The organism is Streptomyces sp. NPDC057280 (assembly GCF_042668605.1).
Taxonomy (GTDB): Bacteria; Actinomycetota; Actinomycetes; order Streptomycetales; family Streptomycetaceae; genus Streptomyces.
Map to the genome: position 1 here is coordinate 617,809 of NZ_JBHUYR010000004.1, position 14,563 is coordinate 632,371.

15 protein-coding genes are annotated in these 14,563 nt (G+C 72.1%); 7 read left to right on the top strand and 8 right to left on the bottom strand.

Going from position 1 to position 14,563, the window contains the following annotated elements; translation table 11 throughout:
- The first annotated feature begins 28 nt into the window (after positions 1–28).
- The 3 genes from ACFUO4_RS26650 to ACFUO4_RS26660 all read left to right on the top strand — a co-directional run bounded on the left by ACFUO4_RS26650 (position 29) and on the right by ACFUO4_RS26660 (position 3,122).
- Positions 29–397, top strand: a complete 369-nt coding sequence (locus ACFUO4_RS26650; RefSeq protein WP_383489259.1) for a hypothetical protein — start codon at positions 29–31, stop codon at positions 395–397.
- A gap of 100 nt (positions 398–497) precedes the next feature.
- Entirely contained in the window at positions 498–2,513 is a 2,016-nt protein-coding gene (locus tag ACFUO4_RS26655) for an FAD-dependent oxidoreductase (RefSeq protein WP_383489262.1), read from the top strand.
- 51 nt (positions 2,514–2,564) lie between these two features.
- On the top strand, positions 2,565–3,122 hold the full coding sequence (locus tag ACFUO4_RS26660; RefSeq protein WP_383489265.1) for a PadR family transcriptional regulator: 558 nt from the start codon (positions 2,565–2,567) through the stop codon (positions 3,120–3,122).
- Here ACFUO4_RS26660 and ACFUO4_RS26665 read toward each other — a convergent pair.
- The gene (locus tag ACFUO4_RS26665; protein WP_383489268.1) at positions 3,110–3,634 is read right to left on the bottom strand and encodes a hypothetical protein; all 525 of its coding nucleotides are present in this window, start codon (positions 3,632–3,634) and stop codon (positions 3,110–3,112) included. The genes ACFUO4_RS26660 and ACFUO4_RS26665 overlap by 13 nt on opposite strands.
- A gap of 166 nt (positions 3,635–3,800) precedes the next feature.
- A complete protein-coding gene (locus ACFUO4_RS26670) occupies positions 3,801–4,772 on the bottom strand; it encodes a fibronectin type III domain-containing protein (RefSeq protein WP_383489271.1) in 972 nt (323 codons plus the stop codon).
- A gap of 388 nt (positions 4,773–5,160) precedes the next feature.
- Between ACFUO4_RS26670 and ACFUO4_RS26675 the strand changes: the two genes are divergently transcribed.
- Entirely contained in the window at positions 5,161–5,856 is a 696-nt protein-coding gene (locus ACFUO4_RS26675) for a glycoside hydrolase family 75 protein (protein WP_383489274.1), read from the top strand.
- Between the two features lie 138 nt (positions 5,857–5,994).
- On the opposite strand, the gene ACFUO4_RS26680 is transcribed toward ACFUO4_RS26675, so the two are convergent.
- Entirely contained in the window at positions 5,995–6,756 is a 762-nt protein-coding gene (locus ACFUO4_RS26680; RefSeq protein ID WP_383489277.1) for an SDR family NAD(P)-dependent oxidoreductase, read from the bottom strand.
- Positions 6,757–6,909: 153 nt separating this feature from the next.
- On the opposite strand from ACFUO4_RS26680, the gene ACFUO4_RS26685 reads away from it, so the two are divergent.
- Positions 6,910–7,548, top strand: a complete 639-nt coding sequence (locus ACFUO4_RS26685) for a TetR/AcrR family transcriptional regulator (protein ID WP_383489280.1) — start codon at positions 6,910–6,912, stop codon at positions 7,546–7,548.
- A gap of 40 nt (positions 7,549–7,588) precedes the next feature.
- Here ACFUO4_RS26685 and ACFUO4_RS26690 read toward each other — a convergent pair whose 3' ends face one another.
- Genes ACFUO4_RS26690 through dhaK form a run of 3 tightly spaced genes read right to left on the bottom strand, consistent with a single transcriptional unit; the run spans position 7,589 to position 9,622 of the window.
- Positions 7,589–7,999 (bottom strand): PTS-dependent dihydroxyacetone kinase phosphotransferase subunit DhaM, encoded by a 411-nt coding sequence (locus ACFUO4_RS26690; RefSeq protein WP_126270153.1) that lies wholly within the window; start codon positions 7,997–7,999, stop codon positions 7,589–7,591.
- Positions 7,992–8,591 carry a dihydroxyacetone kinase subunit DhaL gene (gene dhaL, locus ACFUO4_RS26695; protein WP_383489283.1) on the bottom strand — a complete coding sequence of 200 codons (600 nt, stop codon included), beginning with the start codon at positions 8,589–8,591 and terminating at the stop codon, positions 7,992–7,994. The genes ACFUO4_RS26690 and dhaL overlap by 8 nt, the downstream gene beginning before the upstream one ends.
- A gap of 38 nt (positions 8,592–8,629) precedes the next feature.
- The gene (dhaK, locus tag ACFUO4_RS26700) at positions 8,630–9,622 is read right to left on the bottom strand and encodes a dihydroxyacetone kinase subunit DhaK (RefSeq protein WP_383489286.1); all 993 of its coding nucleotides are present in this window, start codon (positions 9,620–9,622) and stop codon (positions 8,630–8,632) included.
- Between the two features lie 178 nt (positions 9,623–9,800).
- Here dhaK and ACFUO4_RS26705 point away from each other — a divergent pair, with 178 nt between their 5' ends.
- Both ACFUO4_RS26705 and ACFUO4_RS26710 read left to right on the top strand, forming a co-directional pair.
- Positions 9,801–11,990 carry an RICIN domain-containing protein gene (locus tag ACFUO4_RS26705; protein WP_383489289.1) on the top strand — a complete coding sequence of 730 codons (2,190 nt, stop codon included), beginning with the start codon at positions 9,801–9,803 and terminating at the stop codon, positions 11,988–11,990.
- A 116-nt stretch (positions 11,991–12,106) separates the two neighbouring features.
- The gene (locus ACFUO4_RS26710) at positions 12,107–13,636 is read left to right on the top strand and encodes a carboxylesterase/lipase family protein (protein WP_383489292.1); all 1,530 of its coding nucleotides are present in this window, start codon (positions 12,107–12,109) and stop codon (positions 13,634–13,636) included.
- A 19-nt stretch (positions 13,637–13,655) separates the two neighbouring features.
- On the opposite strand, the gene ACFUO4_RS26715 is transcribed toward ACFUO4_RS26710, so the two are convergent.
- Both ACFUO4_RS26715 and ACFUO4_RS26720 read right to left on the bottom strand, forming a co-directional pair.
- Positions 13,656–14,006, bottom strand: a complete 351-nt coding sequence (locus tag ACFUO4_RS26715; protein ID WP_383489295.1) for a hypothetical protein — start codon at positions 14,004–14,006, stop codon at positions 13,656–13,658.
- A 148-nt stretch (positions 14,007–14,154) separates the two neighbouring features.
- Entirely contained in the window at positions 14,155–14,505 is a 351-nt protein-coding gene (locus ACFUO4_RS26720) for a DUF6479 family protein (protein WP_383489298.1), read from the bottom strand.
- Between the last annotated feature and the right edge of the window lie 58 nt (positions 14,506–14,563).

Below are 14,563 nucleotides of genomic sequence, written 5' to 3' on the forward strand. Positions count from 1 at the left end.
CGCCACCACCATGAGAGGAGCGATCACGATGGATCGTGAGCGGATGCACGAGGAAGCCGTTTCTGTGGAGATCAGCGGCTGCAGCAAGGAGGACGCCCGGATCGTGTTCGACGCGCTCAGCCAGTGCTTCGAGTCCGACCGGCCCGCCGCCGACGTGCCCCAGCAGCTCCATGAGAGCCGTCCCATGGTGTGGCTCGGCACCTTCGAGGTCACCGACGTCCAGGAGTGCGCGGCCCCGCCCCGGCTCTCGTCCTCCGTCGAGGCCGACGCGCAGGGCGGCTACTGGGCCATCGAACGGCTGCGCTCCACCCTCGACTCCCTGTTCACGGTCCGCGACCTCTCCTCGGCCTCCGGGGACCAGGAGCGGGAACTGCATGTTCTGCTGGAGAGCAGGTGACCTGCGGCACATCACCCCCGGCCTGGTTCTGCAACTAGTTGCATAAACCGTGCGCGGTCCTCTACAACAGGAGGGACGACACCGCGCACGGAGGCCTGCCATGAGCCGTTACCCCCATCTGCTGAGCCCGCTGGACCTGGGTTTCACCACGCTGCCCAACCGCGTCCTGATGGGCTCCATGCATGTCGGCCTGGAGGAGGCCGAGCGCGGGTTCGAGCGCATGGCGGCCTTCTACGCCGAGCGGGCGCGCGGGGGAGTGGGGCTCATCGTCACCGGCGGCATCGCGCCCAACGACGCCGGGCGGCCCTACGAGGGCGGCGCGAAGCTCACCGACGAGGCGGAGGCCGACCAGCACCGGGTCATCACCGAGGCCGTGCACCGCGAGGGCGGCCGGATCGCGATGCAGATCCTGCACTTCGGCCGGTACGCCTACCACCAGGACCTGGTCGCCCCGAGCCCCCTCCAGGCGCCGATCAGCCCCTTCCCGCCCCGCGAGCTCACCGACGCCGAGGTCGAGCAGACCATCGACGACTACGCCCGCGCCGCCCGCCTCGCCCGGCAGGCCGGCTACGACGGCGTGGAGATCATGGGCTCCGAGGGCTATCTGATCAACGAGTTCATCGCCGCCCAGACCAACCAGCGGACTGACCGCTGGGGCGGCTCGTACGAGAACCGGATGCGCTTCCCGGTGGAGATCGTGCGACGCGTGCGCGAGGCCGTCGGCGAGGACTTCATCATCGTCTACCGGCTCTCCATGCTGGACCTCGTCCCCGGCGGCTCCACCCACGACGAGGTCGTCACCCTCGCCAAGGCCGTCGAGGCGGCCGGCGCGACGATCATCAACACCGGCATCGGCTGGCACGAGGCCCGCATCCCGACCATCGCCACCTCGGTGCCGCGCGGCGCGTACGCCTGGGTCACCAAGAAGCTCATGGGCGAGGTGTCGATCCCTCTCGTCACCACCAACCGCATCAACACCCCCGAGGTGGCGGAGGAGTTGCTCGCCGAGGGCTACGCGGACATGGTGTCCATGGCCCGCCCGATGCTCGCCGACCCCGACTTCGTCGCCAAGGCCGCCGCGGGCAAGCCCGAGGCCATCAACACCTGCATCGGCTGCAACCAGGCCTGTCTCGACCACACCTTCAGCCTTCAGATCACCTCCTGCCTGGTCAACCCGCGCGCCTGCCACGAGACCGAGCTGGTGCTGTCCCCGACCCGCCTGAAGAAGCGCGTCGCGGTCGTGGGCGCCGGCCCGGCAGGACTCGCCTGCGCGGTCTCGGCGGCCGAGCGCGGCCACGAGGTGACGCTGTACGACGCCGCGAGCGAGATCGGCGGCCAGCTCAACGTCGCCCGCCAGGTCCCCGGCAAGCAGGAGTTCGACGAGACCCTGCGCTACTTCCGCCACCAGCTCGACTGGCACGGCGTGGACGTACGCCTGAACACCCTCGTGTCCGCGGCCGACCTGCACGGCTACGACGAGGTCGTCGTCGCCACCGGCGTCACGCCCCGCACCCCCGACATCCCCGGCGTGGACCACCCGAGCGTCGTCGGCTACCTCGACGTCCTGCGCGACAAGGTCCCGGTCGGCGACCGCGTCGCGATCCTCGGCGCCGGCGGCATCGGCTTCGACGTCGCCGAGTTCCTCACCGACAGCGGCGACAAGGCCCACGAGGAGCCGGCGACGTACTTCCGCCACTGGGGCGTCGACATGGACCACACCGGCCCCGGCGGTCTCGCCGCCCCCGAGCGCCCCGCGCCGCCGCGCACCGTCCACCTGCTCCAGCGCAAGACCAGCAAGGTCGGCGCCGGGCTCGGCAAGACCACCGGCTGGATCCACCGCACCGAGCTCAAGCACCGCGGCGTCACCATGGTCCCGGGCGTGCGCTACGACCGCATCGACGACGCCGGACTGCATGTCACCGTCGGCGAGGAGAGCACGCTCCTGGAGGTCGACACCATCGTGCTGTGCACCGGGCAGGAGCCGCGCCGCGACCTGTACGAGGAGCTGGTCGCCGCGGGTGTGAAGGCCCACCTCATCGGCGGCGCCGACGTGGCCGCCGAACTGGACGCCAAGCGCGCGATCAAGCAGGGCACCGAGGTCGCGGCAGGCCTGTAGCGACCGTTTCGGCACCGATGACGCCCCTCGGGGCCTCCCTAGGATGACCCCATGTCACTCCCGCACGCGATCCTGACCGCCCTGCTGGAAAAGCCGTCCTCGGGTCTCGAACTGACCCGCCGGTTCGACCGGTCGATCGGCTACTTCTGGTCGGCGACGCACCAGCAGATCTATCGCGAGCTGGGAAAACTGGAGGCCGAGGGGCACATCCGGGCGCTGCCGTCACCACAGCCGGCGCGCGGGCAGAAGAAGAGCTACGAGGTCCTGCCCGCGGGCCGCGCCGAACTGGCCCGCTGGACTGCCGCGTCCCAGGACCCCAAGCCGTACCGCGAGACGCTGTTCCTGCGGCTGCGGGCGGCGGCCGTGGTCGGCACCGAGGGCGTCGCGGGCATCGAGGCCGATCTGCGCCGCCATCTGGAGCTGCACCGGCGGCAGTTGTCGGAGTACGAGGAGATCGAGCAGCGCGACTTCCCGCCGGGCAAGGACAGCCCGCAGGACCGGTTGCAGCACCTGATCCTGCGGGCGGGGATCGATCTGGAGACCTTCTGGACGCGGTGGCTCACCCACGCGCTGGAGGAGTTCGCGGAACTGCCCGATCAGAGCCGGTAGGGCTTGGCGCGGCGGCGCAGGAACCAGGCCGCCGCGATGCCGCCGATCCCGACGAGCGCGGCACCGGCGCCCAGGGTGAGCGGACCGTAGTCCTTGATGCCGCCGCCGAGGCCGCCCATCACGCCCCGGGAGGGCGAGGCGGTCGCGGAGATGGTCGGCGTGGAGGCCGTCGAGACGATGACCGACTGGGTGCCCGCGGTGGCGTTGTTGGAGCACATGACGACGACCGTGTACGTCCCGGGGCTCACGCTCGACCAGGCCGCCGACTGCAGGGAGTTCACCCCCGACAGCGTCACCTGACGGCCCTGGGCGAAGTTCGCCTGGCTGCTGTTGAGGAGCGAGGCGGTGCCCCAGCTGCCGTTGACCTGGGTGCAGGCACTGGTCGTCACCGAGACCGTGGAGCCGGTGGTGCTCACCGAGATTCCCGAGGCCGCGACCGCCGGGGAGACGGCCAGCGCGGCGCCTGCCGCCGCGGCGAGGCCGGAGCGGAGGAGAAGCTGACTTGTACGCATGGACTGCCCTCCGGCGGCACGGTTGGCGGTACGTCCCATGCGCCGCCGAGGATCGGAAAAGGCCCGTGCGCCTCAGGGGCAGCCAACGTGCCCGGGGCCCGCCGCGCATGCGGACCGCCCCCGGGCAGGTGACGGATTACCCCGTCCGGCCCATGCCGAGGTCCTCTCAGGGCGTGGCGCCGGTGGTGATCGGCCGCTCCGCCGACCAGCCGCCCCAGGTGCCGTCGGGCAGCCTGGCTCGCACCCGCAACCGGTGGACGGCACCGGCCTCCCGCCCCGCGTAGAAGCTGTACGTGGCCCGCTCGCTCGGCGCCGTCCCGCCGTACACCAGTGAGGTGGCCGGGCGTCCGTCCAGCCGGATCTGGTACTCGGTGACCACACCGTCCGCGCGCGGCGGCACCCAGGAGAGGTCGAAGTAGTACGCCCCGTCGTCGCCCCGCCGGCTCGTGGCGCGGAAGTCCGTGGGGGCCGTGCCCTGCCCGTCGTCGGTGCCGGGGGCGGTGGTGAGGCGGACGACGGCGCTCGCGGGGGAGACGTTGTCGGCCGCGTCGCGGGCCCGCACGGTGAAGGAGTAGCGGACGCCGGGGCGGAGACCCGTGACCACGGTCGCCGTCTGGTTCCCGCCCACACTGTGGATCTTCGTGCCCCCCTGATGGATGTCGTACGACACCACACCCACGTCGTCCGAGGCCGCGGTCCACGACAGCTGCACCGCCCGGCCGCCGACCACCCGCCCCGTCAGCCGGCCCGGGCGGGTCGGCGCCGAGACGTCCGCCCGCTCGGCCGCCGGGGTCGTCGCCCGGACCTCGCGGCTGGGCGGGCCGAGCCGGCCGGCGGTGTCCCGGGCCCGCACGGTGAACACATAGGTGGTGGACGGCCTGAGCCTGGAGACGTCCACCATGTGCTCGGATCCCGGCACGTCCCGCACCTTGATGGTGCCGCGATACACCTCGTAGCCGTCGATCCCGTCCGCAGCCGCCACCGCGCTCCACATCACATGCACGCTGGTCGCGCTGCCGGCGGCGGCCGTGACGCCCGCCGGGGCGCCGGGGAGCCTGCCCTCGTCGGCCTGGGTGCCGCCCCAGCCGCAGCCCGTCAGCAGCAGGAGCGTCCCGCAGAGAACGGCAACGCGTCGCACGAGTGCGCCTCCCGAGCAATGGTCCGGACCAATGCGGCGTCACTCACTATGCAGCGCTGACGTGGTCGCATCAAGAGGGGCGGCATTGGTGAGCACGGCGGACGGTTACGTATGCTGAACCACCTCACGGCGAACTCCCTTCGAGGGCTCGGGAGTTCATGCCGTTGGCGCGGGCCGCTGTCGTCGCTGTCCCCGCGCCGGACGCGGGCGGCCGGGCAGCCGGAGCCGACGCAGGCTCAGGCGCCCGGCCCCTGTCGGACGTTCGGGCGGGACGCGCGCGCCCGCGGGGTCGTGCACCGTCCGGCCCCCTCAGGGTGGCCCGGTCTGCGATACGGCCTCAGATTGGGCTGAGTGTGCGTCAATGTCCCCCAGGAGAGGGTCCTTCATCGTGCGTGTCCAGTCGCTGACGCTGGCCGCGGCAGGCGCCGCCCTGCTCGCCCCGACCATGTCGCCCGCCGTCGAGCCCCTCGCCTTCCGGGAGCCGGTGGTGCGCCACGAGGGCGATGTCCGCGCCGCAGACCTGCTGGCCAAGGTGCGTGACTGCGCCCCCGTCTCCCGCGGCCGGTACGCCACCGACGACGGCCTGCCCGCCACCGTCCCGGTGTGCGGCACCGACGAGGCCGTGTTCTGGAAGGCCGACATGGACATCGACTGCGACGGCCGGCCCGGCCAGTACTGCAACACGCGCACCGACCCGCTGTTCTCCGCGGCCACGGCCTTCCAGCAGGCCGACGGCCGCTACCTGAGCGCCGAACGCCTGCCGTACATCGTGGTGCCCACGCCGAGCAGCGTCTGGAACTACCGCGAAAGCGGCATCCGGGGCGGCTCGGTCGCTGCGGTGATCTACAAGGACAGCGTGCAGTACGCGGTCGTCGGCGACGTCGGCCCTCGCGGGATCATCGGGGAGGCCTCCTACGCCAGCGCCAAGGCCCTGGGCATCCGCCCCGACCCGCGCGGCGGCGGCACGCCGTCCGGGGTGACCTACATCGTCTTCAAGGACTCCCAGGTCAAACCCATCGAGGATCATGCGGCCGCGATCGCCACGGGGGAGCGGCTGGCGCGGTTGTTCGTGCGGGGGCGATAGGCGGCGCGGGTTCGCGTGCGGGGCCGGGTGCTCGGCTTGTCGTGCGGAGCCGGGTCCCGGCGGTCGGGGTTGTTGTGCGGGGCCGGGTGGTCGGGTTGTCGTGCGGGGCCGGTGCTCGGCTGTTCGTGCGGGAGTGCGTCAGACCGCCGACCAGCCGTTGTCCACGGCCAGCACCACGCCGTTGATGTTGCTCGCCGCGTCCGAGGCGAGGAACACGATCGCGGCGGCCTGTTCCTCCGGCTCGGAAACGCGGCCGACGTTGCCGAAGTAGGGGCCCAGCGCCTGCGGGCCGTGGGCCTCGGCGTCGATGTCGACGGCGATCCCCGTCGCCGTGCCGCCGGGGGCGATGGCGTTGGTCCGGATGCCCTGGTTGCGGTACATCACGGCCAGGTTCCTGGTCAGGCCCACGACGCCGTGCTTCGAGGCCGTGTAGGCGGCGCCCGCGGCGCTGCCGCGCAGTCCGGCCTCGGACGCGGTGTTCACGACGGCGCCCTTGCCCGCCTTCAGCATGTGCGGCAGAACAGCCCGGGTGAGCAGGAAGGGCGCGGTGAGGTTGACCCGGATGACCCGCTCCCACTCCGCGTCGCTCACGTCCGCCGCCGCTGACATCCGGTCCATGATCCCGGCGTTGTTCACCAGCACGTCCACGCCGCCGAAGCGTTCCACGGCGGTCGCGGTCACGCGGTCGACGACGGCCTGCTCGCTCAGGTCGCCGGTGACGGCGACCGCGGTGCCGCCCGCCTCCTCGATCTCGCTGACGACCTTCTCCGCCGTCTCGGCGTTGAGATCCGCGACCACCACCTTCGAGCCCTCCGCGGCGAAGGCCAGGGCGGCGGCCCGCCCGATGCCCGAGCCCGCTCCGGTGACGATGACGCTGCGTCCGTCGAGTCCAGTGGCCATGGCGGTTCCCTGTCTGTGCGCTGCGAGGGCGACGCACGAGCGTGACGTGCCCGGTGTGCCGTGCCGCCCTCACTCTACGACTTAATGTCTTTGAGTGACATAAAGTCGTGGTGGAGAATTCCGGGGGACGATCACCGCCAGCCGGAGGACGACATGACCGCAGCCCGCGGACGCACGGGACGACCGCCGCTGACCGAGGAGCGCCGGGCCGAGACCCGGCTGGAGATCGCCCGGGCCGCGGTGGGCCTGTTCGTCGGCCAGGGCGTCGCGGCCACCACCGGTGAACAGATCGGCCAGGCGGTCGGCGTCTCCGCCCGCACCGTGTGGCGCTACTTCCCGAGCAAGGAGAGCTGTGTACGGCCGCTGTTCTCGGCCGGCATCGACCTGATCGCCGACTGTCTGCGGGACTGGCGCCCGGGTCAGCCGCTGGAGCAGCTCTTCGACGCCCGGCTCGCGGCCGACCCCGCCTTCGTCGCCGGTCCGGAGCGGGCGACGGTCGGGGCGCTGGTACGGCTGACCCGCACCGAACCCGGCCTGCGCGCCATCTGGCTCCAGACGTACGACGAGGCCGAACCGGTGTTCGCCCGCGCCCTCGGCGAGCGGGCCGGGCTGCCCGCGGACGACCTGCGGCCCACGATCCAGGCGGCGATGTTCAACGCGGCCCTGCGCGCGGCGGTGGAGCACTACGCCTGGCGCGTCGAGGGCGAGGAGAGGGACGCCGCGAGGGCGGAGGCCGAGCTGGCGGACACCATGCGCTCGGCCCTCGCCGTCGCGGCGCGCGGACTCTCCTAGAGGGGATGAGGGGATGTTCTGAGAGCGGGCCGGCCCTCTCTCAGACCTTGCGGTACGTGTAGGCCTCCGCTGCCGCCGCCTCCACCGCCGCCAGGTCGGCGCCCGTCGACGCGGTGACGACCGCCGCGATCGCGCCCTCCACGAACGGGGCGTCCACCAGGCGGGTGTGGTCGGGGAGCTCGTCGCCCTCCGCGAGCAGCGCCTTCACCGTCAGCACGGCACTGCCCAGGTCGGTGAGGACGGCGACGCCCACCCCCCGGTCCACCGAGGCGGCGGCCGCGGCGATCAGCTCGGAGCTGGTGCCGAACCCACCGCCCTCGGTGCCGCCCGCAGGAGCGACGGGAACGTCCACGCCACCCCCGGCCAGGCCCTTGGCCAAGGCCGCGACCGACGCGGCCACCTCCGCGCTGTGCGAGACCAGCACGATCCCGACGAGCTCGCCGTCACTCACCGTTCGCCTCCGCGAGTGCCGCGACCAGCAGTGACGACGAGGTGGCGCCCGGATCCTGGTGCCCGATGCTGCGCTCGCCCAGATAGCTCGCCCGGCCCTTGCGGGCCTGCAGGGGTGTCGTCGCGAGGGCGCCCTCCTCCGCGGCGGCCCGGGCGGCAGCGAACCCGTCGCCGAGCGCGTCCACGGCCGGCACCAGCGCGTCGATCATGGTCTTGTCGCCGGGCGCGGCCCCGCCCAGGGCCATGACGGCGTCCACCCCCGCACGGAAGGCGTCGGCGAACTGCCCCTCACTCACCTCCGCATCGTCCCCGAGCGCCTTGCCGGTGCGCCGCAGCAGCGTGCCGTACAGCGGCCCCGAAGCCCCGCCGACCGTGGAGATCAGCTGCCGTCCGGCGAGGACGAGCACCGCACCGGGGGCCGCCGGGGCCTCCTTCTCCAGTACGGCCGTGACGGCGTGGAACCCGCGCTGGAGGTTGCTGCCGTGGTCGGCGTCCCCGATGGGGGAGTCGAGGGCCGTGAGCCGTTCCGCCTCACGGTCCACGGACGCGGCGGTCGCCGTCATCCAACGGCGGAAGAAGTCGGCGTCGAGCACTGGATCTCCTTGCGTGGTAGGTCGGTTGACGGTGCGGCTCAGATGCCCCAGCGCAACCCCGCGGTCTTCACCGGCGCGTCCCACAGCCGCAGCGTCTCCTCGTCGATCTGGCACAGGGTCACCGAGGCGCCCGCCATGTCCAGGGAGGTGACGTAGTTGCCCACGAGTGTGCGGGCGACGGCCACACCGCGCTCGGTCAGCACCCGCTGGACCTCGGCATTGAACCCGTACAGCTCCAGGAGGGGCGTCGCGCCCATGCCGTTGACCAGCAGCAGTACCGGGTTGCGCGGGCTGATGTCGTCGAGGATGGCGTTGACCGCGAAGTCGGCGATCTCGCGCGAGGTCATCATCGCCCGCCGCTCCCGGCCCGGTTCGCCGTGGATGCCGATGCCCAGTTCCAGTTCGCCGTCGGGCAGGTCGAAGGTGGGGCTGCCCTTGGCGTACGTGGTGCAGGCGCTGAGCGCGACGCCGAAGCTGCGGGAGTTCTCGTTGACCTGCCGTGCGATCGACTCCACGCGCTCCAGGGGCTGCCCCTCCTCGGCGGCGGCTCCGGCGATCTTCTCGACGAAGAGAGTGGCGCCGGTGCCGCGCCGGCCGGCGGTGTAGAGACTGTCGGTGACGGCCACGTCGTCGTTGACGAGGACCTTCGCCACCTGGATGCCCTCGTCCTCGGCGAGTTCGGCGGCCATGTCGAAGTTGAGCACGTCACCCGTGTAGTTCTTCACGATGAACAGCACGCCCGCGCCGCTGTCCACGGCCGCCGCCGCCCGGACCATCTGGTCGGGCACGGGGGAGGTGAACACCTCGCCGGGACAGGCCGCCGAGAGCATGCCGGGGCCCACGAACCCGCCGTGCAGCGGCTCGTGCCCGGAACCGCCGCCGGAGATCAGGCCCACCTTTCCGGCCACGGGGGCGTCCCGCCGTACGATCACCCGGTTCTCCACGTCGACGGTGAGTTCGGGATGGGCTGCCGCCAGTCCGCGCAGCGCGTCCGCGACGACGGTCTCGGGGACGTTGATGAGCATCCGCATGGGTACCTCCAGGCCGAGCGTGAACGGGATACCTGATGCATGCAGTATCGAACGTACGGCGGAGAAGGTCACCAGGTGGTGGGCCACCACCCCCGACGGCTGGTCCGTACCAATCTCTTGACATGTCCATCTCTCACTTCTTAACTCACGGATTGAACTAAGCCCACAGGAGATGAACATGCCAAGCCCCCGAATCACCGGCCGCCGGGCCGCGGTCTGCGTGGCCGCAGCCCTCGCCGCCTCGATCCTCACCGGCCTCCAGCCCGCCGAGGCCGCAGCCGCCGCCCTGCCCACCGGCTGGGCCACGGTCGTCAACGCCGGCAGCGGCAAGTGCCTCGACGCCCGCTCGGCGGCCACCGTCAACGGCACCGCCGTACAGCAGTACACCTGCAACAACACCACCGCCCAGCAGTGGAGCTTCACCGCGACCAGCGACGGCTACGTCCGGATCAACAACCGCAACGACCCCCAGCAGGTCGCCGACGTCAGCGACGTGTCCACCGCCGACAACGCGGCCGTGCACCTGTGGACCTACGGCGGCGGCGCCAACCAGCAGTGGCTGCCCGTCGACGAGGGCGGCGGCGCCTACCACTTCGTCAACCGCAACAGCGGCAAGTGCCTCGACGTCCCGGCCGCCTCCACGGCCGACAGCGTCCAGCTCGTGCAGTACACCTGCAACGGCACGGCGGCCCAGCGCTTCCAGGTCACGCCCGTGAGCACCGCGCCCGGCGACGTCGACCTCGGTCCGAACGTGGTCGTCTTCGACCCCTCGATGCCCTCGTCCACGATCCAGAGCCGCCTGAACCAGATCTTCCAGCAGCAGGAGACCAACCAGTTCGGTTCCCAGCGCTACGCCGTGATGTTCAAGCCCGGCACCTACAGCAACGACGTCAACGTCGGCTTCTACACCCAGGTGTTGGGGCTCGGGCAGTCACCTGACTCGGTCACGATCAACGGCGCCGTGCATGTCGAGGCCGACTGGTTCCCGCCGCAGAACGCCACCCAGAACTTCTGGCGCGGCGCCGAGAACCTGTCCGTCAACCCGACGGGCGGCACGGACCGCTGGGCGGTCTCGCAGGCCTCCGGCTACCGGCGCATGCATGTCCGCGGCAACCTCGAACTCAGCGACGGTGGTTGGTCCAGCGGCGGCTTCATGGCCGACAGCAAGATCGACGGCCAGGTCCGCTCCGGCACCCAGCAGCAGTGGCTCACCCGCAACTCCCAGCTGGGCAGCTGGACCGGCTCCAACTGGAACATGGTCTTCGTCGGCAGCCAGGGCGTCCCGGGCAACAGCTTCCCCAACCCGCCCTACACCACGGTGAACCAGACCCCGACCGTCCGCGAGAAGCCCTTCCTGTACGTCGACGCCGCGGGCGCCTACAAGGTGTTCGTGCCCGCCGTGCGGACCAACTCCTCGGCCACCACCTGGGCGAGCGGCAGCGCCCCGGGCACCTCGCTCGGCATCGACCAGTTCTACGTCGTCAAGCCGGGCGCGACCGCCGCACAGATCAACTCGGCGCTTGCCGGAGGGAAGAACCTCCTGGTCACCCCCGGCGTCTACCACCTCGACCAGACCCTGCGGGTGACCCGCCCGGACACCGTCGTGCTCGGCCTCGGGCTCGCCACGTTCGTGCCCGACAACGGCGTCACCGCCATGACCGTCGCCGACGTCGACGGCGTCAAGCTCGCGGGCCTCCTCTTCGACGCCGGCACCACCAACTCCCAGACCCTGGTGGAGATCGGCCCGTCGGGCGCCGCCGCCGACCACGCGGCCGACCCCACCTCGCTGCACGACGTCTACTTCCGCATCGGCGGCGCCGGCGTGGGCAAGGCCACCACCAGCCTCGTGGTCAACAGCGACGACGTGATCGGCGACCACATGTGGATCTGGCGCGCCGACCACGGCTCCGGAGTGGGCTGGACCACCAACACCGCCGACACCGGACTGGTCGTCAACGGCGACGACGTGACCATGTACGGCCTGTTCGTCGAGCACTACCAGAAGCACCAGACGATCTGGAACGGCAACGGCGGCCGGACGTACTTCTACCAGAACGAGATGCCCTACGACCCGCCCAACCAGGCGTCCTGGATGAACGGCTCCACGCAGGGCTACGCGGCCTACAAGGTCGCGAACTCGGTCACCAGCCACCAGGCCTACGGGCTCGGCAGCTACTGCTACTTCAACGTGAACCCGAGCGTCACCGCCGAGCACGCCTTCGAGGTCCCCAACACCCCGAACGTGCGCTTCCAGAACATGGTGACCGTCTCGCTCGGCGGTACCGGGACGATCCGGCACGTCATCAACGACCGCGGCGGCCCGTCCAACTCCTCGACGAACGTGGCCAATCTGGTGAGCTACCCGTGAAACCCGGCGACGGAAGGCGTGTGTTCGCCTGGTGAACTGTGATTCACCGGGGGCTGGCCAAGTGCCGCCCCCGGTGTGACACTCGGCGCACCCACAGATCCGTCAAGGAGTCGTCGATGAGCAGGAGCGAGTCTCCCGAGGCCGGCACGTCGGCCGGGGTGGTCCGCGGTCGCCGCGAGGCCGGTCTCGAGGTCTTCCGTGGCATCCCCTACGCGCAGCCCCCGGTGGGGGAGGCGCGGTTCGCGGCGCCCCGGCCGGCGCCGGCGTGGGAGGGAGTGCGGGAGGCGACCGCCTTCGGACCGCCGCCCCCGCAGGAGCCGTTCGTCCCCGGCCTCCCCGCCGTCGCGCCCTGGTCCCTGCCGACCGGCGACGACTGGCTCACCGTGAACGTCTGGACGCCCGAGGCGGACCCGGCGGCCCGCCGTCCGGTGATGGTGTGGATCTACGGCGGTGCCTACAAGCTGGGCGCCTCCGACGACCCCACCTACGACGGCGGCCGGCTCGCCAAGGACGGGAACCTGGTCGTCGTCACCCTCAACTACCGGGTCGGGATCGAGGGTTTCCTGCACATCGAGGGGGCGCCCGCGAACCGCGGGCTGCTCGACCAGGTCGCCGCGCTGGAGTGGGTGCGCGACAACATCGCCGCCTTCGGCGGGGACCCCGACCAGATCACCGTCTTCGGTGAGTCCGCCGGCGCCGGGTCCGTCGCCGCGCTGCTGGCCATGCCGAAGGCACGCGGTCTGTTCCGCCGGGCCATCGCCCAGAGCGTGCCGGGCACGTACTTCTCGGACGCGCTGGCCCGGGACATCGGCGAGGCCCTCGCCGGGGAGCTCGGACTGCGCCCGACGGTCGCCGACCTGGCGGGCGTGGACCCGCGCAAGCTGCCCGAGGCGGGGGCCGCGCTGGCCGGCCGCATGCGCGCGTTCCTGCCCCGGTGGGGCAAGGTCGCTCTCACCGCCACCCCGTACTCACCGGTCGTGGACGGAGACGTCCTGCCGGTCGTGCCGTGGACCGCTCTGGCAGAGGGCGCGGGCCGGGACGTGGAGCTGATCGTCGGCCACAACCGTGACGAGTACCGGCTGTTCCTGATGCTGGGCGGGCTGCTCGGCAAGGTCGACGACCAGCTGGCGTCCGCCGCGCTGGCCGCGTTCGGACCGGCGGCCGACGCCGGACAGGCCTATCGCACCGCGTTCCCCGACGCCTCGGCGGAGCAGCTCCTCGAACTGGTCCAGTCCGACTGGCTGTTCCGCATGCCCTCCCTGCATCTGGCGGACGCGCAGACGATCGGCGGCGGCCGGGCTCACCTCTACGAACTCACCTGGTCCGCCCCGGTCCACGACGGCACGCTCGGGGCCTGCCACGGCCTGGACGTCCCCCTGGTCTTCGGCTCGCGGGGCGGCGGACTGGGCAGCATGCTGATCGGCCCCGAGCCCACGCCCGAGACCGAACAGCTCTCCGCGTACATGCGGTCCGCGTGGACCGCCTTCGCGAGCACGGGCGACCCCGGCTGGCCCGCGTACGACCCCGAGAACCGGCTCACCCGGCTCCTCGACACCGAACCGACGGTGACGGCGTACCCGGAGGACGCCTCACGGCGGCTGTGGGACCGGCACGTGTACGAGGCGCTGCCCCTGAGCGCGGGCTGACCGGTCCGGCGGGCCGGTCCTAGGCGCGGTCGCCCTTCGGCCTGCCCCGCTGGTCGGGGGTGCCGTGCGGGGGCGGGCTGTGCGGTTCCGGCGACGTCGTCGGTGACACGGGGGAGCCGTGGCGTCCCGCGCGCGCCTCGGGGCGCAGCGCCTGGGGGTCGCCGGACGTCGGCTCGGCGCCGGCGTCAAGCTGCTCCAGGCGCGCGGTCAGCACCTCGGTCACCGGGAGCCGGTCGGCGTGGGTGCGCTCGTAGGAGAGCAGCGTCTCCACCTCCTCCGGGGCCAGTGACCGCACGCGGCTCTCCAGACCGCCGATGGGCAGGTGGTCGTAGTCGGGCAGCGGCAGGGCGCCGCGACCGCCGTCGGCCATGGAACTCACTTCCCTCGGTGCTGTGCTCTGCACGGGCCCGCGGGCCGAGCACCGACCCCGGCGCCGTGCTGTACGGGCCCGCGGGCCGAGCACCGGCCCCGGTGCCGCTCTGTACGGGCCCGCGGGCCGCGGATCGACGACCGCCCGGTCACCCGCCGCCGAACGATCCGCTCTTGCCGTCGGTCCACCGGCGGCGGGACTTCTCGGGCCCGGTCCGGGTGCTGCTGTTGCCGAAGGCGGGCATCTCGTGCGGGGTGAGGCGGTGGTCGCTTCTCGGCACCTCGTCGGGCTCCCTGTTCTCCGCCACCTCGCGGACGGGCCCGCCCTCCGGCAGCCGCGGCTGCTCCTCGGGGCGCGGCGGCGGGAGCTCCCGGCGACGGACGCGCGCGCCCATCCAGAAGGCGCCCAGCAGCAGGGCGACGACGACCAGACCCGCCACGATCAGCCCGACGCCCAGGGCGCCGCGACCCGCGGCCATCTCCATCCATGCGCTAGTCATGATCCCGCGAGTACCCCCGCCGTCCGGTGTGAACCCGACACCGTGACCGGCGGCCCCT

Coding starts and splice junctions, on each gene's coding strand:
- ACFUO4_RS26650 (WP_383489259.1), top strand. CDS start 29: ATGGATCGTGAGCGGATGCACGAGGAAGCCGTTTCTGTGGAGATCAGC.
- ACFUO4_RS26655 (WP_383489262.1), top strand. CDS start 498: ATGAGCCGTTACCCCCATCTGCTGAGCCCGCTGGACCTGGGTTTCACC.
- ACFUO4_RS26660 (WP_383489265.1), top strand. CDS start 2,565: ATGTCACTCCCGCACGCGATCCTGACCGCCCTGCTGGAAAAGCCGTCC.
- ACFUO4_RS26665 (WP_383489268.1), bottom strand. CDS start 3,634: ATGCGTACAAGTCAGCTTCTCCTCCGCTCCGGCCTCGCCGCGGCGGCA.
- ACFUO4_RS26680 (WP_383489277.1), bottom strand. CDS start 6,756: ATGGCCACTGGACTCGACGGACGCAGCGTCATCGTCACCGGAGCGGGC.
- ACFUO4_RS26685 (WP_383489280.1), top strand. CDS start 6,910: ATGACCGCAGCCCGCGGACGCACGGGACGACCGCCGCTGACCGAGGAG.
- dhaK (WP_383489286.1), bottom strand. CDS start 9,622: ATGCGGATGCTCATCAACGTCCCCGAGACCGTCGTCGCGGACGCGCTG.
- ACFUO4_RS26705 (WP_383489289.1), top strand. CDS start 9,801: ATGCCAAGCCCCCGAATCACCGGCCGCCGGGCCGCGGTCTGCGTGGCC.
- ACFUO4_RS26710 (WP_383489292.1), top strand. CDS start 12,107: ATGAGCAGGAGCGAGTCTCCCGAGGCCGGCACGTCGGCCGGGGTGGTC.
- ACFUO4_RS26715 (WP_383489295.1), bottom strand. CDS start 14,006: ATGGCCGACGGCGGTCGCGGCGCCCTGCCGCTGCCCGACTACGACCAC.
- ACFUO4_RS26720 (WP_383489298.1), bottom strand. CDS start 14,505: ATGACTAGCGCATGGATGGAGATGGCCGCGGGTCGCGGCGCCCTGGGC.